General features: G+C 64.8%; 18 protein-coding genes. 14 read left to right on the top strand and 4 right to left on the bottom strand.

Going from position 1 to position 22,163, the window contains the following annotated elements; genetic code table 11:
• Positions 1-778: 778 nt before the first annotated feature.
• From ACXR2W_RS03760 to ACXR2W_RS03750, 3 genes are all read left to right on the top strand, one after another.
• Positions 779-1,198, top strand: coding sequence for an MFS transporter (locus tag ACXR2W_RS03760; protein ID WP_458812183.1), 420 nt, complete (start codon positions 779-781; stop codon positions 1,196-1,198).
• 117 nt (positions 1,199-1,315) lie between these two features.
• Positions 1,316-2,593 carry an aspartate kinase gene (locus tag ACXR2W_RS03755; RefSeq protein WP_458812180.1) on the top strand — a complete coding sequence of 426 codons (1,278 nt, stop codon included), beginning with the start codon at positions 1,316-1,318 and terminating at the stop codon, positions 2,591-2,593.
• Between the two features lie 113 nt (positions 2,594-2,706).
• Positions 2,707-3,768: an aspartate-semialdehyde dehydrogenase gene (locus ACXR2W_RS03750; RefSeq protein ID WP_458812177.1), complete on the top strand. Its 1,062-nt coding sequence runs from the start codon at positions 2,707-2,709 to the stop codon at positions 3,766-3,768.
• Positions 3,769-3,839: 71 nt separating this feature from the next.
• Here the strand turns inward: ACXR2W_RS03750 and ACXR2W_RS03745 are convergent, their stop codons facing one another.
• Positions 3,840-4,766, bottom strand: a complete 927-nt coding sequence (locus ACXR2W_RS03745) for a metallophosphoesterase (RefSeq protein WP_458812174.1) — start codon at positions 4,764-4,766, stop codon at positions 3,840-3,842.
• 3 nt (positions 4,767-4,769) lie between these two features.
• Positions 4,770-7,403, bottom strand: coding sequence for a transglycosylase domain-containing protein (locus tag ACXR2W_RS03740; RefSeq protein WP_458812171.1), 2,634 nt, complete (start codon positions 7,401-7,403; stop codon positions 4,770-4,772).
• Positions 7,404-7,515: 112 nt separating this feature from the next.
• Between ACXR2W_RS03740 and sp36 the strand changes: the two genes are divergently transcribed.
• Together sp36 and ACXR2W_RS03730 are read left to right on the top strand one after the other, a co-directional pair.
• Positions 7,516-7,683, top strand: coding sequence for a Sp36 family protein (gene sp36 / locus ACXR2W_RS03735; protein WP_458812168.1), 168 nt, complete (start codon positions 7,516-7,518; stop codon positions 7,681-7,683).
• 1 nt (position 7,684) lies between these two features.
• On the top strand, positions 7,685-8,161 hold the full coding sequence (locus tag ACXR2W_RS03730; protein WP_458812165.1) for a RidA family protein: 477 nt from the start codon (positions 7,685-7,687) through the stop codon (positions 8,159-8,161).
• Positions 8,162-8,226: 65 nt separating this feature from the next.
• Here the strand turns inward: ACXR2W_RS03730 and acs are convergent, their stop codons facing one another.
• On the bottom strand, positions 8,227-10,209 hold the full coding sequence (gene acs / locus ACXR2W_RS03725) for an acetate--CoA ligase (protein WP_458812162.1): 1,983 nt from the start codon (positions 10,207-10,209) through the stop codon (positions 8,227-8,229).
• A 197-nt stretch (positions 10,210-10,406) separates the two neighbouring features.
• On the opposite strand from acs, the gene ACXR2W_RS03720 reads away from it, so the two are divergent.
• The 7 genes from ACXR2W_RS03720 (at position 10,407) to tmk (ending at position 17,881) form a co-directional block, all read left to right on the top strand.
• Positions 10,407-11,456, top strand: coding sequence for a TadA family conjugal transfer-associated ATPase (locus tag ACXR2W_RS03720; RefSeq protein WP_458812159.1), 1,050 nt, complete (start codon positions 10,407-10,409; stop codon positions 11,454-11,456).
• Positions 11,449-12,345, top strand: coding sequence for a type II secretion system F family protein (locus ACXR2W_RS03715; RefSeq protein WP_458812156.1), 897 nt, complete (start codon positions 11,449-11,451; stop codon positions 12,343-12,345). The genes ACXR2W_RS03720 and ACXR2W_RS03715 overlap by 8 nt, the downstream gene beginning before the upstream one ends.
• A gap of 205 nt (positions 12,346-12,550) precedes the next feature.
• Positions 12,551-12,871, top strand: coding sequence for a DUF4244 domain-containing protein (locus ACXR2W_RS03710; protein WP_458812153.1), 321 nt, complete (start codon positions 12,551-12,553; stop codon positions 12,869-12,871).
• Positions 12,872-12,914: 43 nt separating this feature from the next.
• Positions 12,915-13,358 (top strand): TadE/TadG family type IV pilus assembly protein, encoded by a 444-nt coding sequence (locus tag ACXR2W_RS03705; protein WP_458812150.1) that lies wholly within the window; start codon positions 12,915-12,917, stop codon positions 13,356-13,358.
• Positions 13,359-13,449: 91 nt separating this feature from the next.
• Positions 13,450-14,235: a M23 family metallopeptidase gene (locus ACXR2W_RS03700; RefSeq protein WP_458812147.1), complete on the top strand. Its 786-nt coding sequence runs from the start codon at positions 13,450-13,452 to the stop codon at positions 14,233-14,235.
• Between the two features lie 152 nt (positions 14,236-14,387).
• On the top strand, positions 14,388-17,231 hold the full coding sequence (gene topA / locus ACXR2W_RS03695) for a type I DNA topoisomerase (protein ID WP_458812144.1): 2,844 nt from the start codon (positions 14,388-14,390) through the stop codon (positions 17,229-17,231).
• Positions 17,228-17,881: a dTMP kinase gene (gene tmk / locus ACXR2W_RS03690; RefSeq protein WP_458812141.1), complete on the top strand. Its 654-nt coding sequence runs from the start codon at positions 17,228-17,230 to the stop codon at positions 17,879-17,881. Before topA ends, tmk begins: the two co-directional genes overlap by 4 nt.
• Before the next feature lie 83 nt (positions 17,882-17,964).
• Here the strand turns inward: tmk and purL are convergent, their stop codons facing one another.
• A complete protein-coding gene (purL, locus tag ACXR2W_RS03685) occupies positions 17,965-20,298 on the bottom strand; it encodes a phosphoribosylformylglycinamidine synthase subunit PurL (protein ID WP_458812138.1) in 2,334 nt (777 codons plus the stop codon).
• A 148-nt stretch (positions 20,299-20,446) separates the two neighbouring features.
• On the opposite strand from purL, the gene ACXR2W_RS03680 reads away from it, so the two are divergent.
• Together ACXR2W_RS03680 and ACXR2W_RS03675 are read left to right on the top strand one after the other, a co-directional pair.
• On the top strand, positions 20,447-21,481 hold the full coding sequence (locus ACXR2W_RS03680) for a hypothetical protein (protein WP_458812135.1): 1,035 nt from the start codon (positions 20,447-20,449) through the stop codon (positions 21,479-21,481).
• Positions 21,478-22,065, top strand: coding sequence for a GNAT family N-acetyltransferase (locus ACXR2W_RS03675; RefSeq protein ID WP_458812132.1), 588 nt, complete (start codon positions 21,478-21,480; stop codon positions 22,063-22,065). Before ACXR2W_RS03680 ends, ACXR2W_RS03675 begins: the two co-directional genes overlap by 4 nt.
• Positions 22,066-22,163: the final 98 nt, after the last annotated feature.

The raw sequence follows: 22,163 nt of genomic DNA, 5'->3' as shown, positions 1-22,163 counted from the left end.
CCGTCGAGACGCGGGAAGCTGGTGTTTACAAGGCCAATGCGCCCCGAGTCGGCATAATCCACCGGTCGTCATAATGCGCCACCCACCATTTGCAGCTCCACAACTACGGATGGAAGATCACCCGCGACGGGCGCGGCCCCTTCGTGCTCCATCCACCACCCGGACCTGAGGGGACAACTGCGCCCATTCCTCTCGGTGAACCAGCCCCACCGACCGGGCAGGCAGACCAAGCTACGACGCGACCTTCTGGTCTCGGAACAACACCCTCGGTACGAGAAACCACCCCGACCTTCGAACTCACACCGCGCGAGCTCACGACACCACTTCCCGTCACCTACGCGATGCGAGCTGGTGCCCCGAGATCCAGGCGCTTCAAGCCCGCCGAGCAGCGGGCTTACGCGGCAGCCAACGGTTACGTGTAACCGCGAGCAGGGTTGAACCCGAATGTCGTCACACGGATACAGCGTCTGGATCCTGCGAGTCGCAAGCTCCCGCAGGATGACGTGGGAGACCAACTCCCTCAGGATGACATAGGTGGGTAGCTCCCGCAGCATGACGTAGGAGCCCAGCTCCCGCAGGAGGACCTAGGTGGGTAGCTCCCGCAGGATGACGTAGGAGCCCAGCTCCCGCAGGATGACATAGGAACCCAGCTCCCACAGGATGACGTGAGAAAGCGTGCCAGATTGTTCATTTTAGTACCCATGGTCGGGTGACTCCAGGCCCTCCCCAAACGGGTCAGCCTCATCGAAACTAGATGACAACAGTGAGGAGGCGCGACATGCAGCAGCGGGACTCCAAAGGGCCGCAACCCAATGATCCGGATCATGCACACGAGCCCGGCGCGACCCGCGGGCGTTATGACCCTGCGCAAGATCCGATGCGCATGGGCAATCAGCCCGCGCTGCAGACCTCGACAGGAGCACTCTGGCTCGTGATGGGCGCGCTGTTTGCGATCATCACGATCGGCACGCTGGTGGCGATCGCGCTCACGACCGTGGGTGGCGCCGCGACTGTCGGCTGGAGCACCGCGGCGACCGTGCTCATGCTCTTCTTAGCGATGGTGATCGTGCGCATCGTGACTAAGCGGGGGCGCCGCCGCTTGATCTGGATGGCAGTGTTCTTTCTCGCGATGGCGGCGGTGGCCCTCGGAGGTATCTGGCTCACCGCCGTGTACAGCGCTGCGGGCCAGATGATGTGACGCAGTTTATGTGACGCGGTGTGACGGCTCGGCCCGGCAGGCGAGGCGATATGTACGAACCAGTCGAGCAGGTTCGCTAGACTAGACGCTGGCGTAGAAATTTGAGGAGGAACCCGCGTGGCTTTGATTGTGCAGAAGTTCGGGGGTTCGTCAGTTGCTGACGCCGAGAGCATTAAGCGCGTGGCGAAGCGCATCGTAGAAACCCGCCGTGCGGGCAACGATGTCGTCGTCGCAGTGAGTGCCATGGGCGACACCACCGACGAGCTGATGGATCTGGCGGCCGAGTGCACGCCCATTCCCGCCCCGCGTGAGCTTGACATGCTGCTCACCGCAGGCGAGCGTATTTCGATGGCGCTGCTCGCGATGACCATCAAGGGTATGGGCATTGAGGCGCTGTCGTTCACGGGCAGCCAGGCTGGCATGATTACGACGGCCGAGCACGGTGCGGCCAAGATCGTCGACGTCACGCCCGACCGTGTGCGAGAGGCGCTCGATCAGGGCGCTGTCGCGATCGTTGCGGGCTTTCAGGGCTTCAACCGAGATTCGCGCGACATCACGACGCTCGGACGCGGCGGCTCAGACACGACCGCGGTTGCCCTCGCTGCAGCACTCGGCGCCGACGTGTGCGAGATCTACACCGACGTCGACGGCATCTATACGACCGACCCCCGCGTCGTACCTAAAGCCCGCAAGATCGATGTGATCTCGGCCGAAGAGATGCTCGAGCTCGCGGCCTCGGGCGCCAAGATTTTGCACCTGCGCGCAGTTGAATACGCGCGTCGCCACGGCGTCGTGCTGCACGTACGCTCGTCGTTTTCAGGCGAAGAGGGAACAATCGTTTACGACCCCGCAAAGGGGCACCCGAAGGGAGATCAGGTGGAAGATCCGATCATCACAGGTATCGCCGCTGAGAAGAGCGAAGCGAAAATTACCGTCGGCGGGGTGCCAGATATTCCAGGCAAGGCCGCGCAGATCTTCGACATCGTCGCTAAGACGAAGGCAAACATCGACATGATCGTGCAGAACGTGTCAGCCGCCGACACGAACCTCACCGACATTTCGTTCACGCTGCCCGTCGGCGACGGCAAGCGCGTGATCGATGCGCTCGAAGCAGAGCGTGAGGCGCTCGAGTTCGAGGCGCTGCAGTACGACGACCAGATCGCCAAGGTCGCGGTTGTGGGCGCTGGCATGCGCACCAACTCGGGTGTCTCGGCCAAGCTGTTTCGCACCCTGTATGAAGCGGGCATCAACATCGAGATGATCTCGACCTCAGAGATTCGCATCTCGGTCGTGACGCGCGCCGACGTGATGGACAAGGCAGTGCAGGTGCTGCACACCGCGTTTGGGCTCGACTCAGACCACGACGCCACCGTGTACGCGGGCACCGGCCGGTAAGTCGGCTCATACCCGACCCCAACACACAAAACGTTCAGTGTGAGCGCGCGGTGCGCTTAACGTGCCGCGCGCTCGCGCATATCTAGACAGTTCAACAGAAACAGGAGCCCCACATGGCTGCACAGCAGGGTCTTTCAATCGGTATCGCCGGTGCCACCGGCCAGGTCGGCGCGGTGATGCGCCAGCTGCTTCTCGAGCGTGAATTTCCCGTCGCCTCGATTCGTTTCTTCGCGAGCGCTCGCTCCGCTGGCACGACGCTCGCGTTCGGTGACCAGCAGGTCACGGTCGAAGACATCGCGACGGCCGACAAGTCGGGCCTCGACATCGTGCTGTTCTCGGCGGGTGGCGCGGCGTCGCGTGAGTACGCTGAGGCATTCGCCGCTGCGGGCGCTACGGTGATCGACAACTCGAGCGCGTGGCGACTCGACCCCGAGGTGCCGCTCGTCGTCAGCGAGGTGAACCCGCACGCGATCGATGAGGCCGTTAAGGGCATCATCGCGAACCCCAACTGCACGACCATGGCCGCGATGCCGGTCATGAAGGCGCTCGACGCCGAGGCAGGCCTCGAACGACTCATCGTGACGACGTTCCAGGCGGTTTCGGGATCGGGCCTCGCTGGCGCTCGTGAGCTCGCGGGCCAGGCTGTCGCGGCGGTCGAAGCGGGCGGCATCGAGGGGCTCGTGCACGACGGTCGCGCCGTCAACTTTCCGGCCCCCCAGGTCTACACGAAGACCATCGCATTCGACGTGCTGCCGCTCGCCGGCTCAATCGTTGAGGACGGCGAGGGCGAAACCGACGAAGAGAAGAAGCTGCGCAACGAAAGCCGCAAGATTCTCGAGCTCCCAGAGCTGCTCGTCTCGGGCACCTGCGTGCGCGTGCCCGTCTTCACCGGCCACTCCCTGTCGATCAACGCCGAGTTCGCGAACCCGATCTCGGCCGACCGCGCACGTGAGGTGCTCGCCAGCGCCCCCGGCGTCGAACTGAGCGATGTGCCGACGCCGCTTGAGGCTGCAGGCCAGGATCCCTCGTTCGTGGGCCGGATCCGCGAAGACCAGTCGGCCCCCGCGGGCCGTGGCCTCACGTTCTTCATTTCAAACGACAACCTGCGCAAGGGCGCAGCGCTCAACACGGTGCAGCTCGCTGAGCTGGTCGCCGCGAAGAAGCTCGCTGCGTAAAGACCTAGACGTCAAAAATCTCGGGCCGGATCATGTTGATCCGGCCCGAGATTTTGTTTGCGCAGTTGGTACTACTGGGCAGCCTCGAGCGTGATGAGGCTTGCCTCTGGCCTGCACGCGAAGCGTACGGGCGCGTAGATCGAGTTGCCAAGGCCCGCGCTCACATTGAGGAAGGCCGCTCGGTGAGCGTCGTACCAGACGCTCATGCCGCGCGCCTGGTCGTTAGGTAGATCACAATTCGCGGTGAGCGCGCCGACACCCGGTAGCCGCACCTGGCCACCGTGTGTGTGGCCGGCGAGAATCAGGTCGGCGCCGTCATCCAAGAACGCGCCGAGCGGCTCCTGGTAGGGGGCATGTACTACTCCGAGGCGCAGCGATTGCTGCGCGGAGCGCTGGGCACTAAGCCCCGCGAGACCTTCGCGCATGTGGGCCACATTGTCGTAGCGAATATGCGGGTCGTTCAATCCCATCAGGTCGACCCTGGTGCCGCGCAGTTCAAGCGTGGTCGCCGTGTTGTTCAAGTTGATCGCACCGAGACCTTCGAGTCCCCGTGTGAGGGCAGCATTGTCGATGTCGGGTTTACGCGTCGAGAGCCGGCTGGGCTCAATGAGGTACTTGACGGGGTTCTTGAAGATCGGCCCGTAGTAGTCGTTGGAGCCGTGCACAAACACGGTGGGCGCGGCCTCAATCACGGGCTTCAGCGCATAGAGTAGTGCGCCACGGGCCTGCAGGTGGCCCATCAGATCACCGGTGAGTACGACGAGGTCGGGGGCGAGCTGTGCGAGGGAGCGCACCCAGTCAATCTTGCGGGCCTGCCAGGGGGCTAGATGCAGGTCAGACAGCTGCAGCACGCGCAGCGGGGCCTGGCCCGGCGCCAGAAGCGGCAGAGCATGGCGCCGTACGGTGAACAGCTGCCGCTCAATGACGGTCGACCAGACGGCGACGCCCGCCGCGGCAGCTGTGAGAGCTACCGCGGCGGGCTTTAGGCGTGATGCCACGGGTTAGTCGTCCTTCTTCTTGCCAGAGCAGTCGAGGGTGAGCGTCACGGTGGCGCTCATGCGCGCCTCGGTGCCGCTGCCAGGTTCGACCGAAGCGACCTTGTCCTTGCCCGGGTTTGCCTTGCCGTCTGCGCTGCACACGAAGTTTACGCTGTCGAAGCCTGCGCTACGCAACTTCGACTTCGCGCCGTCGCCGGTGTCACCGACGAGCCCGTCGGGGATCACCGCTCCCTCGCCGTTACTACGGTTGATGGTGATGCTGGAGCCCAGCCCCACCTTCTCGCCCGCGGCCGGATCGCTACCTGCAATCATGCCCTTGGGCATCGACGAATCGACCTCGCCACCCTCGGTGACGTCGAAGCCTGCGCTCGTGAGCAAGCTCACCGCGTCCTCGAATGACTTGCCCTTCACATCGGGCACGGGCACGAGTGTCTGCTTGACGGACGCCTCAGAAGGTTGCGGGAACGCCTCGCCACCGTACTTGGCGTCGGCCGCGTACATGACACCTCGCCAGAGGCGCTGGTCGTCGGTCATCAGGTCGCCGAAGTACTGGGTCGACACGCGACGGTATACGCCGTCGTCTTGCAGAATGGGGTCTGCGTTACCTACCCAGGTGGCAGTCGAGACGCGCGTCGAAGCGCCCACGGTCCAGTTATCGATGACATCATCACTCGTGCCGGTCTTGGCGAGGTGCGGCACACCGAACTCCGATTGTGCGTGCCTTGCAAGGCCGTTCGTGACGGCATACTGCAGGGCGTACGCGACACCCGCCGCTACTTCGGGGGAGACCCCCTCAGAACACTTGCTCTTCGTGAAGTTGACCGGTTTACCGTCGGAGTCGACGATGCTGTCGATGGGCACGGGGGTGCACACCGTGCCGTCGCCCGCGAACGCGCCGTAGGCCGAAGCCATGGTGATGGGCGCGATCTCATCAATACCGCCGTATACGTTTGACGGCACCATGGTGAGCTCGGTTGTGTCGTAGTTGGGCAGGTTCGGGTCGGTCTGCTTCGATGCGCGGTGAATGCCGAGCTTCTTAGCAGTGTCGAAGGTCTCGCAGAGATCCATCTTCTGCTGCATCGATACGAGGCCACCGTTGACCGAGTTTGCGATCGCAGTCAGGACAGGCTGGTTGCCGCGCGTACCCTCGTTATCGTTCGTGAATGGGAAGCTACCCCAGCCGTAGACACCGTCTGGCATACACGACGCGCGAATCGAGTTCTCTTGCACTGTGCGCGAGTTTACGTTCACGATGTCGCGCACCGAGTGGCCGGTACGAATCCATTCGGCAAGGGTGATGGCTTTGAACGTCGAAGCGACCTGGAAGCCGTTCGAGCCGCCGTACTCGAAATCGGTGTTGTAGTTAATGCCGGTGTACTCGGGGTTGGAATCGAGAAAGGCTTGCGCGTTACTGTACGGCCGGTTTTGCAGCATGGCGAGCACGCGGCCAGTACCAACTTCGACGCTCGATGTCGCGGCACCGACCTTGATTCCATCCATGAGCGCGGGCACGTTGTTGTGCATCGCCTCGAGGCCTGAGGCCTGCATATCGAGGTCAATCGTCGTCATGATCTTGTAGCCGCCACGGCTGAAGTTGAATTCGCGGTCCTCAGGGCTGTCACCGAAGTTGGGGTCCTGTTTGATGTACCGCTGCACGTAATCGCAGAAGTGGCCGACACCGTAGTTCTTCTCAGCGAGGAAGCAGCCTGCCTCACGCGGGGTGATCGTCGGTGTGACGGGAGTTGCAATCGCCTCTTCGTGCTGGGCCTCAGTGATCTTGCCGTGCCTGAGCATGCTGTCGAGAATCTTGTTGCGGCGCTCGGTGTTCGCCGGAATGTTCTCTTCGACGTCGATCTGGTATCTCGACGGGTTGTTGACGATCGCCACCAAGCTTGCTGACTCTGCGAGCGTCAGATCTTTGGCGTCTTTGTTGTAAAAGTAGTGCGCGGCCGACTGGATGCCATAGATCTGGCGACCGAAGAGCGCGATGTTGAGGTAGCCGAGCAGAATGTCGTCTTTCGCATACTGCTTTTCGATGCTGATTGCGTACCGCATCTCTTTCAGCTTGCGATCGGTCGTCTGCTCCATGGCCTTGTCATAGGCCTCGTCCTGCTTTTCCTTGTCGGGAATCGCGATCGCCTCTTGAATGAGCACGTTACGCACGTACTGCATCGTGATCGTCGAGGCACCCGACTTGTTGCCGCCCGCCGCGTTCTGCAGCACCGCGCGTGCGGTCGCGAGAACGTCGACACCACCGTGGGTGTAGTAGCGCGGGTCCTCCTCTGCCACAGCGGCGTCCTTGACGAACTGGGGAATTTCGTCCCAGGTGACCGTCTCACGGTCTTGGTCGTAGAAGTCGGCGAGCTTTACCTCGGTGCCGTCTGAGGCCAACGCGTACAACGTGGAGGGCTCGGCGAGACGGCCGGGGTTGAGGTGGTTCGGCAGCTTCTCGAAAATATCGATGGCAGTGTTGGCCGTAACGCCGCTAATCGCGACGACGGGGGTGACCGCTGCGGTGACAAGAACACCAGCAATGAGGCTCATTGCTACTGCTCCGAAAATGCCTCCGAGGGCGCCACCAGCGGTGCGCGGCTTCACTGAACGCACACGTGAAGACGGGTTTGTCTGACGGGTCATAGAATCTAGACTAGGCGACGTAGCTGGCAAAACAGTTCTTTGGCCCTGCAAAACGGGTCAAAACTCGTCGCTAATTCATGCCGGTACCGAAGCTAAACAGGGAGATCTGCACGTGAGCGATACCAACGAAACACCCAAGTGGGAGTACTTTGTGACCCCGCTGTTGCTGCACAATGAGGCCCAAATCCTCAACAACTGGGGCGCCCAGGGGTGGGAGCTCGTGCAGATCATTGAAGGACCTGCCGGTGGCAATGTTGCATATCTGAAGAGGAAGGCCTGAAATGTCTGCTGTGATTGATGAGCGGATCGCTGAACTGGGGTACGTGGTACCCGAGGTGGCGGCCCCCGTAGCTGCCTATGTTCCCGCTGTGCGCGAGGGAGACTACGTGTACACGAGCGGTCAGCTGCCGTTTGTAGACGGCAAGCTGCCTGTGACCGGCAAGGTGGGCGAGGGCGAAGGTCTCGTGTCCCTCGAAGACGCTGAAGAGATGGCGCGGCTGTGCGCACTTAACGGTCTCGCGGCCGCCCGCGGACTGCTGGGTTCGCTCGAGAAGATCTCGCAGGTGGTCAAGGTGACGGCGTTCGTGGCGTCAGACCCCTCGTTCACGGCGCAGCCCGCCGTCGCTAACGGCGCATCGGTCTTTCTCGGCCGTGTGTTCGGTGACCTGGGTATTCACGTGCGCTCGGCGGTAGGAGTGTCGGTGCTGCCGCTCGACGCGCCCGTCGAGATCGAGTTCACGTTTCGGGTCACCGACTAACGCGTGATTCGACGAAAACGGCCGGCGGTGGAACATTCCATCGCCGGCCGTTTTTGCGCAAGTGGCTACTTACCCGCCGCGATCGTGTCTTGAATCGCGGTCATCACGACCGTGTCTGCGAGGGTTGAGACATCGCCCACCTCGCGGCCCTCGGCGAGGTCCTTGAGAATGCGGCGCACGATCTTGCCCGATCGGGTCTTGGGCAGCTCGGTCACCACGTACACGTTGCGGGGGCGCGCGATCGCGCCGATGTGCGCGGCGACGTGCTTCTTCAGCTCGACCTCGGCGTTCTCATCATTCAGCGCGGTCTGCTGCGCCTTCAGCACGCAGTACGCGACGACGGCCTGGCCTGTTGTCTCGTCGCTCGCGCCGATCACGGCGGCCTCGGCGACCGACTCGTGCTCGACGAGCGCTGACTCGATCTCGGCGGTCGAAAGCCTGTGCCCCGACACGTTCATCACGTCATCGACGCGGCCGAGCAGCCACACATCGCCGTCTTCGTCGAGGCGCGCGCCGTCGCCCGCAAAGTAGCGGTCGCCAAACTTTTCCCAATAGGTGTCGATGAACCGCTGGTCGTCACCCCAAATGGTGCGCACCATCGCGGGCCACGGCCGCTGAATCACGAGCAGCCCGCCCTGGCCGTTCTCGACCGCGTTCCCGTCGTCATCGACGACGGTCGCGGCAATACCGGGCAGCGGCACCTGCGCACTGCCGGGCTTCAGGCTCGTGAGCCCGGGCAGGGGCGCGATCATAATCGCGCCGGTCTCGGTCTGCCACCACGTGTCAACGATGGGAGCTGATCCGGCGCCGATGACCTCGCGGTACCAGCGCCAAGCCTCGGGGTTGATCGGCTCGCCCACAGAGCCCAGCACGCGCACGCTCGAAAGATCGTGCTGATCTGGCAGCTCGCGCCCCAGTTTCATGAACGACCGGATCGCGGTGGGGGCGGTGTAGAAGATCGAGACACCGTACTTCTGAATGATCTCCCACCAGCGGCCCCAGTTGGGGGTGTCGGGGGTGCCCTCGTAGATCACCTGCGTGGCGGCGTTTGCGAGCGGGCCGTAGACGACATAGCTGTGGCCGGTGACCCAGCCGATATCGGCGGTGCACCAGTAGACATCGGTCTCGGGCTTCAGATCGAACACGTTGCGGTGCGTCGTGGCGACCTGCGTGAGGTAGCCACCCGAGGTGTGCAGAATGCCCTTGGGCTTGCCGGTCGTGCCTGAGGTGTAGAGAATGAACAGCGGGTTTTCGGCGGGGAAGCCCTGGGCGTCGTGCTCGCCGTCAAACGCCGTGATCTCTTCATGCCACCACAGGTCGCGGCCCTCGTGCATCGTGATGTCGTTCTTGGTGCGCTCGACGACGAGCACCTTTTCGACAGAGCTGCCGCCGTCGTGCAGCGCGAGGGCATCGTCGACGGTCGGCTTCAGCGCTGAGACGCGGCTCTTGCGGTAACCGCCGTCGGCCGTGATCACGAGCTTCGCCTCGGCGTCGTCAATGCGGGCGCGCAGGCTCTCGGCACTGAACCCGCCAAACACGACGGAGTGCGCAGCCCCCAGGCGGGCGACCGCGAGCATCGCGACCACGGTCTCGGGAATCATTGGCATGTAGATGGCGACGCGGTCGCCCGCGGTGACGCCAAGGCTGGTGAGCATGTTGGCGGCGCGCTTCACCTCGTGGGTGAGCTCTGCATAGGTGATGGAGCGGGAGTCGCCCGGTTCGCCCTCGAAGTGAATGGCGACACGGTCGCCGAGGCCCGCTGCGACGTGCCGGTCGAGGCAGTTCGCTGAGACGTTCAGCTCGCCGTCGGCGAACCACTTCGCGAAGGGCGGGTTCGTCCAGTCAAGAATTTCGGTGAACGGTTTCGTCCACTGCAGGTTCTGTGCCTCATCGGCCCAGTAGTTCTCGGGGTCTTGCGCCGCGCGCAGGTACACCGACGAATCGTTGACCGTGGCCTGCTGCGTGAACGCTGCCGACGGGGGGTACGTCTCTGCGTGGTCACCGTGCTGCACGGGGTGGCTCTCGATGGTTGCGGTCTGTTCAGTCATGGACGCCCTTATCCGATCATGTGGTGGTGCACACCGCGGGCTCTTGCAGGCTCCAGCGATGCTAGTGAATACCAATCCAGCGTATACCTTCGACAGCACTCCGCTCACAGGGGGCGTCAGGGAGCGAAACACAATGAGTTATACACAGATTATGTTTTGCGCCCCCGCGGGGGCTTGATCACTGCTTGGCTGGTGCTATGTCGGTGCTCGCAGCGGCGGCCAGCGGGTCGCGGGTGGCCCCGGTGCCCACGCGCAGCGTGGCCCTGGGGCTTGCGGCGCGTCGCGCGTTCGGCGGGCTGTTACCGCTGCTCGATGAACCCGAGCTGCGCGACATTATGGTGCAGGTGCGTGCCGGGCGCGGCGAGCTGTGGCTTGATCGCGGTGCGCGGCTCGAGCGCGTGTCTGACTGGGAGGCGACCCCCGCGGCGGTGCGCGGCCTCGCGACCGCACTCATCGCGGCCGGCGGCCGGCACCTCGACGAACTACAGCCCTGCGCAGATGTGCGGCTCGGCGACGGGATCCGCGTGCACGCGGTGCTGCCGCCCGTGAGCGTGGCGGGTGCTGCTGTGTCGATCCGGATCCCGAGCCTTACGGCCCCAGATTTTGCGGCGCTCGTGCGTGGCGGCCTCTGTGATGCCGAGACCGCGTGGCAGCTGGCGCGTCTCGTCGAGACGCGCCGCAACTTTTTGATCACGGGCGGCACCGCGAGCGGCAAGACGACGCTGCTCACCGCGTTGCTTGATCGCTGCGGGGCCGGAGAACGCATCGTGACGATAGAAGATGTGGCCGAGCTGCGGTTGCGTCACCCACACGTGGTCGCGCTGGAGGCCAGGCCCGCGAGCGCCGAGGGAGTCGGCGAAGTCGGGGTGGAGCGGCTGCTGCGCGAGGCACTGCGCATGCGGCCCGATCGGATCGTGCTGGGGGAGTGCCGCGGCGCCGAGATTGTGACGCTGCTGACCGCGCTCAATACGGGGCACGATGGCGGCGCGGGCACGCTGCACGCCTCGAATCTCGCCGATGTGCCCGCCAGGCTCGAAGCGCTCGGGTCGCTCGCGGGGTTTGCACCCGAGGCACTTGCGCGCCAGGCGGTGTCGGCGCTAAACGCCGTGGTGCACGTCGAGCGGGGCGTGCGGGGGCACCGGGTCGTCGCGATTGGCGAGCTACGGCTCGGGGCGGCGGGTGCGCTCGAAGTGGGTGTCTCGAATGGGCCGCGCAGCGCACACGGGGCGAGGGCGCCCCATGAGTGAACCCAGAGCAGGCGAAGACGTTGCACGCAGCGCCCGGCAGATGGGCACGCTCTTGGCGGGTGGCGTTGCCCCCGAGCGCATGTTCGAGCTGCTTGAGCAAGACGCTGGCAGCAGCCCAGAAACGAAGCGGATCGCGCGCCGAGTGATCGCGGGGCAAGCGCCAGCCGGGGCGCTCGCGCAGGGCCACGGGCCCGAGTGGCGCGTGCTCGCTGCGGCCTGGCAGCTCGCAGTGACGGGCGGCGCCCCGCTCGGTCCTGCCCTCTCTCGCATTAGTGACGCGCTGGCAACGCTCGAGCGTTTGCGTGAACGACGCAGCGTGATCCTGGCCGGCCCCAAAGCCACCGTGCTCACCGTGGCTGCGCTGCCGCCGCTCGCGCTTCTGCTGGGACTGCTGTTGGGGTTTGATCCGGCGCCGATTCTGGGGAGCGCAGTGGGGGCCGTCTTGTTGAGTGCAGGGGCCGTGCTGCTTGCGTGCGGAGTGGGGTGGGCGCGTATGTTGCAGCGGCAGGTTGAACAGGGCGACCACGTTGCCGGGCTTGAGTGCGAGCTCGCCTGGATCGTGGTGCGTGCCGGCAGCGACCCGGGCGATGCACCCAAGCTGCTCGCCGACGTGGTCGACCGGTTCGGCGTCGAGTGGGTGCCGTTCGATCGGTTTCTGGCGAGCGGGCCGCTCAGGCGCACCATCGGGGCGGCGCGAGAGGCAGGCGTGCCGCTTGCAGCGCTGCTCCTCGAAGAAGCCGAGACCGAACGCGCGGCCGCCCACACAAGGCTTGAGCGCGAGGCCGAGCAGCTCGGCATACGGGTGCTGATTCCGCTCGCGGTGTGCGTGCTGCCCTCGTTCATTCTGGTGGGGGTTGTGCCCGTCGTGCTGTCGATGCTGCGCGGGTGAAAACGTCGGGTCGAGCCGTTCGTTGGCCGTCGTTGGCCGTTTGTTGGCCGTTCGTTGATAGGTCGTCCACAGGCCACTGAATCGGACCAAAAGGTCCAGCTATCCACAGATACGTTTTTGCTGCCCCGTGACCGACTAATACGGGGCACCATGGTGACACCGGCAGCCGCCGGGCCGTGCACTGGATTGAATAGGGAGACTTCCCATGGAGACCAGACTGCAGCTCGTGCCGACACCGCACGACGACGGCATCGAGACCCCCGTGACAGCACAGGGTGACACGCTCCACTTCGTAACACCTAGGCGCCGCCGAGCGCGGTCGTGGTGGGGGCGGGGGCGTGCCAGCCTGCATTCACGTGTGGCGCGTGCCAGCCTCGACGACGATGGCGCGGTGACAGCCGAGTACGCGATTGTCATCATGGCGGCCGTGGCCTTTGCCGGGTTACTCGTAGCGATCTTACGGTCGGCCGAGATTCGCGCGATGCTTGTGCAGCTCGTTGAAGATGCTTTAGGGGCGGCCGGGTAGGTGCCTGCCGGGGGCAGTGGGCAAATGAGGCGGCGGTGATCACATGCGAGCACAGTGCACAGCAGCAACGCACAGCATCGGGCGTGCGTGGGGCTCAGCGCGTGCGTGGGGCTCAGAGCGTGCGCGGGGCGCCGGGCGTGCGCGGTGGCGCGACGACCACGGCACCGTAACAGCAGAGTTCGCGGTCGTCGTGCCCGCAGTGCTCGTTGTGCTCGGGCTAGTCATCGGTGGCATTGTCATCGCAACCAACAGGCTCACGCTTGCCGCCGCGGCGGCCGACATTGCCCGTCTCGAAGCGCGAGGTGACGACACCCTGGCAGCAGAACGAGTCACGGCGGCGGGGCCGGGCGTAGGCGTCGAGCGCGCACGAGACGGCGCGCTCCTGTGCATCACCCTGCGTGCGAGCCCCGTGGGTGGCCCCCTCGCTGCTCTCTCGCTTACCGGTACAGGCTGCGCGGCCGTGACCGATGAAGCTGAACGGTTCTAGCGAGTTAGTAGGAGTCAGGGGGTCACTCGAGGCGTAGCTGGCCTTATGTGGACTGCGCTACTTGTGAACCACTACACCGAAAGGAGACATCGTGAGCGCACCAGCACTTGTCGGATGCGTCGCTGCCGCACTGTGCCTCGGGCTCCCGGTGCTGGCGGCGGGCAGCCACCTCGTCAGCGCGCAGCGGGTGACCGGCGCAGCCGATGCGGCGGCGCTCGCCGCCGCCGACGCGATCACAGGGTGGCTTGACAGCGAGGCCTGTGACGCGGCGGCGGAGGTGGCGCGCAGCGCCGGCGCAACCGTCGAACGCTGCGACCTTGTGCCACAGCACGGTGAAGCCCGAATTGAGCTCTCGATCAACACCCCGATTGGCGCGGTCACCGCCCGCGCCCGAGCCGGAGGTGTCGTGATGGACCAAGGGCCAGCGTACGGCGCGGGAGCATGGGCTTGGCCCGCCGCGAGCGGTGGCGTCGCTCAGGGGTTCCACGACGGTTTCTCGATCGACCTCGCGGCCCCTGTTGGCACCCAATTACTTGCCCCCTACGACGGCGTCGTCATCGCGATGGGACCAGACGGGGGCGGGATGCCCCAGGTATGCCGCGAGAACCCGGGCTGGTGGCGCGGCACGAACGAGACGATCATCATGCGTCACGACTATGAGGGGAGAACTATCTTCAGTTCGCACAATCACATTGCCGCTGGGTCAGTGCGCGGGTTGGGGCTCACGGTGGGAGCACGGGTGGCCGCGGGCCAGCCGGTGGCGGCCGCCGGTATGAGCGGCTGTACATCGGGCCCGCACACCCACTTCACGCTCTCGACGCGCCCAGAAAACTCGTTTCCAGACCTCAATCCGTTCGTCTTTATAGGGCCGCCGTAACTCAAACCCGCAGATGGGGTCATAATGGAGAGGCCTGAGCCGCGTGCGGATTCTCGGGATGATATGTGTATCGTGGCGGTGCATAAGCAGTTGCAGACGCATCGGTCAGACCCCTGACGGTGTCACGAATGAGGTACGTACGAAGGAGACCCGTGAAGGGCACGAAGAAGCTCGTGATCGTCGAGTCGCCGACCAAGGCGAAGAAGATCGGCGAATACCTGGGCCCCGACTATGAAGTCATCGCATCGGTCGGGCACATTCGTGACCTCGCTGAACCGTCGCAGCTGCCCGCAGATCTCAAGAAGGGACCGTTTGGCAAGTTCGCGGTAGACGTCGATAACGGCTTCGCCCCCTACTACGCGGTCAACGACAACAAGAAGAAGACCGTCGCCGAACTCAAGCGAGCTCTGAAAGATGCGAATGAAGTATTGCTCGCAACTGATGAGGACCGCGAGGGCGAGGCCATCGCGTGGCACCTGCTTGAGGTGCTGAAGCCCAAGGTGCCCGTCAAGCGCATGGTGTTCCACGAGATCACCCGTGAGGCAATCGACGAGGCGAGCCGCAACACGCGCGACCTCGACATTGCGCTCGTCGACGCGCAAGAAACCAGGCGCATCCTTGACCGCCTATACGGCTATGACATCTCACCGGTGCTGTGGCGCAAGGTTGCCCCCAAGCTCTCGGCCGGCCGCGTACAGTCGGCGGCGACCCGCCTCGTAGTTGATCGCGAGCGTGAGCGGCAGGCGTTCAACGCGGCCGAGTACTGGTCGCTCTCGGCTACCTTTACCCCCGCAAACGCCACCCAGTTCGCGGCACGCCTCGTGCGGCTCGACGCGCAGCGCGTCGCCACAGGTAGTGATTTCGGCGATGACGGCGCGCTCAAGGCCAAGTCGGCGACGGCGGGCGTGATCCTGCTCGAGAAGCAGCGCGCCCAGGGCCTCGCGCAGCTGTGCGCGCAGGGCACACAGGCAGATGTCGTGTCGATCGAGACGAAGCCGCACACGCGGCGCCCGGCGGCTCCCTTCACCACGTCGACGCTGCAGCAGGAGGCGTCGCGTAAGCTGCGCTACAGCTCGCGGCAGACCATGTCGTACGCGCAGTCGCTGTACGAGAACGGTCACATCACGTATATGCGTACGGACTCGCCGATGCTGTCGAAGCAGGCGATCACGGCCGCCCGGTCACAGGCCGCGCAGCTGTATGGCGCCGATACGATTCCCGAGAAGCCGCGCGTCTACACCGGCAAGTCGAAGGGTGCGCAAGAGGCTCACGAAGCAATTCGCCCCGCGGGCGACGTGTTTGAGCGCCCAAGTTTGCTTAAAGGCAAGCTCACACAGGGCGAGTACGCGCTGTACGAGCTGATCTGGAAGCGCACGGTTGCGAGCCAGATGTCTGACGCGAAGGGTTCGACCGACACGGTTACCCTGGCCGTGAGCGTCACCGAAGCTGGCCGCGACGCGGCCACGCGCGCCGAGTTCACCGCGAGTGGCACCGTCATCACGTTCCCCGGGTTCTTGCTCGCATACGAGGAGGGACGCGACGAGAAGCGCGGCGACTCCGAGCAGAATGTGACCCTGCCGCAGCTCACGCAGGGTGAGAAGTTAGACGTCACCGACACCGAGGCGAAGGGGCACGAGACGAGCCCGCCGCCGCGCTACACCGAGGCGAGCCTCACGAAGCGGCTCGAAGAGCTCGGCATCGGACGCCCCTCAACCTATGCGGCGATCATTAGCACGATCATGGATCGCGGTTACGTGTCGAAGAAGGGGCAGGCACTCGTGCCAAGCTGGATCGCCTTCTCGGTGGTGCGCCTGCTCGAGACACACTTCTCGGCGCTCGTTGACTATGACTTCACCGCGTCAATGGAGAACGACCTCGACCGCATCGCGGCGGGCGACGCAGACCGCAGCAAGTGGCTCGGCGAGTTCTACTTCGGTAGCGATACTCACCCGGGCCTGCGCGGTGTCGTCGATAACCTCGGCGAAATCGATGCACGCGCCATCAACACCATCAAGATCGACGACAAGATCTCGCTGCGTAACGGCAAGTATGGGCCCTACCTCGAGGTGCTCGACGACAAGTGCGAGCCCGACGAAGAGGGCGTGCTGAAGCCCCGCAGCGTCAATATTCCAGACGGTTTGGCCCCCGACGAGCTCACTCCCGCGCGGGCGCACGAGCTTGCAGAAGCCGAGCCGCTCGAAGACCGCATCGTCGGCCTGCACCCGGTGACGGGTAAGCGCATCGCCGCTAAAAACGGTCGCTTTGGCCCGTACGTCACCGAGCTGCTCGAAGAGGGCGAAGAGCTTCCCAAGGGGCAGAAGGCGCGCACCGCTTCACTGTTCAAGAGCATGGACCCGGCGACGGTTGAACTCGAGACCGCTGTAGCGCTGCTCGATCTGCCGCGCGTGGTGGGGGTCGACGCAGAGTCGGGTGCCGAGATCACGGCGCAGAACGGCCGCTACGGTGCCTACATTAAGAAGGGTACCGACTCGCGTTCGCTCGCCAGCGAAGACGCCATCTTTACGATCGATCTCGCCGGCGCGCAGGAGCTGTTTGCGCAGCCCAAGTACGGCGGGCGCAAAGCAGCGAGCGCGCTCAAGGAGTTTGACGCAGACCCGGTGAGCGGCAAGCCTGTCAAGGTGAAAGACGGCCGCTTCGGCCCGTACGTCACCGACGGCGAGACCAACGCTACCGTGCCGCGCGGCGATAGCGTCGAAGACCTGACCTTTGAGCGCGCCGTGGAACTACTCGCGATTAAGCGCGCTAAGGGGCCGGCGAAGAAGAAAGCCCCGGCCAAGAAGGCTGCGGCGAAGAAGGCACCCGCCAAGAAGCCCGCCGCGAAGAAAGCTGCGAGCAAGACCGCGGCAGCCAAAACAGTCGACCCCGCACGTTCAGCAGCAGCAAAGAAGGCCGCCGAGACGCGCAAGGCGAACGCCGCGAAGAAAGCCGCTGAAGCTGCTGAAGCTGCTGCCGCTGCGGCGACGGCGGCAGAGTGAGCAGTGTGACGGAGCCCGGCCTCTTCATCACGTTTGAGGGGGGCGACGGCGCGGGTAAGACCACGCAGTCAGAGCTGCTCGCTACCTGGCTTGAAGCGCGCGGCCGCGAGGTCGTGCGCACCCGCGAACCGGGGGGTACGCCGCTCGGCGCGCGCGTGCGCGAGCTTCTGCTGCACGGCGGTGACGAGATCGGCGCGGTTGATGCTCGCGCCGAAGCGCTGCTCTACGCCGCCGATCGCGCGCAGCACATTGCGAAGCTGGTGCGCCCGGCGCTCGACCGCGGCGCGGTTGTCGTTCAGGATCGTTACATCGACTCTTCGCTGGCCTACCAGGGCGCGGGCCGCGTGCTCGACGTCGCTGAGGTGCGCGGCATCAGCGAGTGGGCGACCGGCGGGCTCTGGCCGCATCTCACGGTGCTGCTCGACGCGAGCACCGAGCTTGCGGCGGCCAGGCGCGCTGCGCGCGGCGGGGCCGCCGACCGGCTCGAGGCCGAGGCCGTGGAGTTTCACGCTGCGGTGCGGGCCGGGTTTCTGGCGCTTGCGCGCACTGATCCTGGTCGTTATCTCGTGCTTGACGCGTCGCTCGCCGCTGGTGAGTTGCACACGCGCGTGCTAGAGCGCGTGCGCGAGCTGCTCGCGGCCAGTAAGTAGCGATCGTCAAGCTCAAAACCACGGGCCAACACGCAAGAACGCCCCCTTCGAACCCGAAGGGGGCGTACTTGTGATGCGCTTTGTTACTCGCCCACGACGGGGCCGAAGCGTGACGGAAGCGTCGCGCGCGTGGCGGCGCTGAGCTCAGTAAGCGGCAGCGTGAAGCGATCCTGCACTTCGATGGCCGCGTTCTCGCCCAGGCCGTCGGTCACGCCGATGCGCAGCACGGGGTAGTCGCGCCCCTCGCACAGGCCGCGGAACTTCACGTCCTCCTCGTGCGGCACGGCCACGAGCACGCGGGCCTGCGACTCAGAGAACATCGCCGCGGTCTCGTCGACACCGTCGCGCGAGATGATCTCATCGATCCAGACGCGGGCGCCCACACCGAAGCGCAGCGCACCGTCGGCGAGAGCCTGTGCGAGGCCACCCTCAGACAGGTCGACCGCACCCGAGAGAATGCCGCCCTGCGAAGCCGCGTGCAGCAGCTCAGCGAGCTTACGCTCAGCAGGCAGATCGGCGACCGGCGGTGTGCCGCCCAAGTGCTCGTGGATCGTCTCTGCCCAGGCCGAGCCGTCGAGTTCGTCGCGGGTGACACCGAGCAGGTAGAGATGCTCGCCCTCGTCTTGCCAGCCCGAAGGCACGCGGCGCGCGACATTGTCGATGATGCCCATGACGCCGACCACGGGGGTCGGGTAGATCGCCGTGTCACCGGTCTGGTTGTACAGCGAGACGTTGCCGCCGGTGACGGGCACCTCGAGCTCGAGGCACGCGTCAGACAGGCCCTCGACGGTGCGCGAGAACTGCCACATCACCTCGGGGTCCTCGGGGCTGCCGAAGTTGAGGCAGTCGGTGATCGCGGTGGGCACGGCGCCAGTGGTGGCGACGTTGCGGTACGACTCGGCGAGCGCAAGCTGTGCGCCGACGTACGGGTCCAGGTAGCTGTAGCGACCGTTTGCGTCGGTCGAGATCGCGATGCCGAGGCCGCTCTCTTCATCCACGCGGATCATGCCCGCAGCATCGGGGAACGAGAGTGCCGTGTTGCCGAGCACGTACTTGTCGTACTGGTTGGTCACCCACGACACGTCTGCCTGGTTGGGCGACGCAGCGACCCGGATCAGCTGCTCGCGCAGCTGGTCACCCGAGATGGCGCGGGCGAGGCCCGATGCGCGCACGCCCGAGGCCTGCAGCTCATCCATCCACGTGGGGTACGCCACGGGGCGATCGTAGACGGGTCCGTCGACGGCAACGGTCGACGGGTCGACGTTGACGATCTCTTCGCCGCGCCAGTTGATGATGAGGCGGTTGGTGTCGGTGACCTCGCCGAGCACGCTCGTCTCAACGTCCCACTTCTTGGCAACAGCGAGGAACGCATCGAGCTTCTCAGGCTTCACGATCGCCATCATGCGCTCCTGGCTCTCCGACATGAGGATCTCCTCAGCGGTGAGCGACGGATCGCGCAGCAGCACGCTGTCGAGCGAGACGAACATGCCGCCGTCGCCGTTAGCTGCCAGCTCGCTCGTGGCACACGAGATACCGGCCGCGCCAAGATCCTGAATACCCTCAACGAGGTCGCCGTGGAACATTTCGAGGCAGCACTCGATGAGCACCTTCTCAGCGAAGGGGTCGCCCACCTGTACGGCGGGGCGCTTCGACGGGCCGTCTTCTTCGAAGCTGCTCGAAGAGAGGACCGAGGCACCACCGATGCCGTCGGCGCCGGTGCGCGCGCCAAAGAGGACAACCTTGTTGCCCAGGCCCGACGCGTTAGCGGTGTGGAGGTCTTCGTGGCGCAGTACGCCCACGCCGAGGGCGTTGACGAGGGGGTTGCCCTGATAGTTTGCGTCGAAGACCGTCTCGCCACCGATGTTGGGCAGGCCCAGGCAGTTGGCGTAGGACGAGATGCCGGCGACGACGCCGTGCACGACGCGGTGCGTGTCGGGGTGATCAATCGCACCAAAGCGCAGCTGATCCATCACGGCAACGGGACGCGCGCCCATCGAAATAATGTCCCGGATGATGCCGCCCACACCAGTGGCGGCGCCCTGGAAGGGCTCGATGTACGAGGGGCTGTTGTGGCTCTCGACCTTGAACGTGACGGCCCAGCCCTCACCGATGTCGACGACGCCGGCGTTCTCGCCCATGCCGACGAGCAGCCGCTCCTTCATCTTGTCGTTCACCTTCTGGCCGAACTGGCGCAGGTAGGGCTTCGACGACTTGTACGAGCAGTGCTCGGACCACATCACCGAGTACATCGCGAGCTCGCCCGACGTGGGGCGACGACCAAGGATCTCCTTGATCTGTTCGTACTCGTTGGGCTTGAGGCCCAGCGATTCGAACGGCTGCTCTTTCTCAGGCGTTGCAATGGCATCTGCAACAGTGTCGGGGCGGGGGCCGGTTACGGCCTCGTCGATGTCAGTCACGCTCGGGGTGCTCCGTTAATCGCTCTGTAGGATCGGCACCAAAATTTGGGCCGAAAGGTACACGAACAGTCTACCCCGCCGAGGCGCCCCCACACCGCAGGCTGACGCGCGGTAGATAATCACAGCAGAACGCGCGAAACTAGAAGACATGAGTGACACAAACGCGCGCCACGAGCCACCGGTGCAGACTTCGTCGAGCGGCCAGCACCAGGCGCAGGCGCCCGCACAGCCTCAAGCGCAGCCTCAGGCGCAGCAGCCTGCAGCTCCCACGAAACCAGCGAAGCCCGCCAAGCGCGGCAAGGTTCACGATGGCCCTCGCCTGAGTACGTTTCTCAAAGTCAGTATCGCGTTGCTCGCGGGGCTTACGATTGCGTCAATTTCGTTGCTGTTCATCGGCGATTTCGAGGGCAAGTTTGAGCGCGTCTTCTCTACGTTCGCGTTGTTTGCCGTGTTCGTGTTGTTTACGGCGCTCGACACGCGTCGCGGCCAGAAATCTGAGTGGTATGCGCCCGTCGCACTGATCGCCAATGCATACATTCTGGGCCTGCTGCTCATCGTTATCTGGATGACGCCGTATGCCTCTTTTGGGCTCATGTTTGAGATCTTCTGGAAGTCGGTGTTCGTCATTCTGGTCACGCGGCTCGTGATCGTGTGCTGCCAGCTGCTGCTCAAGACCGGTGATAGGTTGCCCGCGGTCGTCACGCGCTTCGCGTTTATTACCAGTGTGCTGGCGGTGCTGGCGGGCATTTTGTTTACCGCCCCGGTTGGTATTGAAGCGTTCGATCTTGTGATCCCCGACATCTACTGGAAGATCGCGACCGCGCTCTTGATTCTTACGGCGCTGGGCCTGTCGATCACACTTCTGCTGCGGTGGTCGTATGGCGCGCAGGATCGTGACGCCGCGCGCGCAGCACGGGCGCAGCAGGCACAGCAGCCCTACCCCACGCAACAGTCCTACGTCACCCCGCAGCCCTACCGCGCACAGCAGGGTGACGGTCAGCAGGGTTACGGTCAGCAGGGGTACCCGCAGCAGGGTTACCCCGCGTCGCAGCCCGCGTCGCAGAACGCGTCACAGTCAGGAGCACCACTGCTGCCGTGGCCGACGTTTGCTGATGGGCGGCCGCTGCCTGCGCGTGCCGACGGTCAGCCAGACTTCACGGTTCCGGGCGCACCCCGCCCGTGAACCAGGCGATCGTTTCAGAGGTTCACCAGTTCGACACGGCTTCAGCTCGCACCGCCCCAAAACGTGATGCGGGGGTCACGCTCAGGCTGATCCGGAGCGAAGAGACCGGTGAAGTGGGTGCGCTCGCCCGCCGCGCCTACGAGCAGGATTACCCGGGCCAGCCTGCCGAGTATCTTGCTGAGATCGAAGACGTTGCTGCGCGCGCCGAGGCGGCGCAGGTGTGGGTGGCCGTCGATGACGCGACCGGTGCGCTGTGCGGCACGGTGACGCTTCCCGAGCCGGGGCGCGTGCTGAGCGATGTTGCCGCGGTGGGTGAGTGCGACGTGCGGCTGCTCGCCGTGTCGCATGCGGCCCGCGGGCGCGGCATCGGTGCGCTCTTGATGCGGCACGCGATTGAGACGGCGCGCTCGCGCGGTGCGTCTCGCCTCGTGCTCAATACGACGAATGAGATGGCGGGTGCGTGCCGACTGTATGAGCGCATGGGGTTTGAGCGGCTGCGCGAGCGTGAGCTTGAACTCACCAGGCCCAGCGGTGCCCGGTTCACACTGCGCGCGTACGGGCTGAGCTTGCAGGAATACCCGTAGCTCGACCTGTCGATTACCGTGACTGACGGCCCGCGCCGTCGCCTTCCAGGGATCCCCGTGTAACAGCGTGTGCACGGGGATTTTTTGCACCTGAAACG

This window comes from Leucobacter faecis (assembly GCF_054456695.2).
This window is presented reverse-complemented; position numbering and strand designations above follow the sequence as displayed.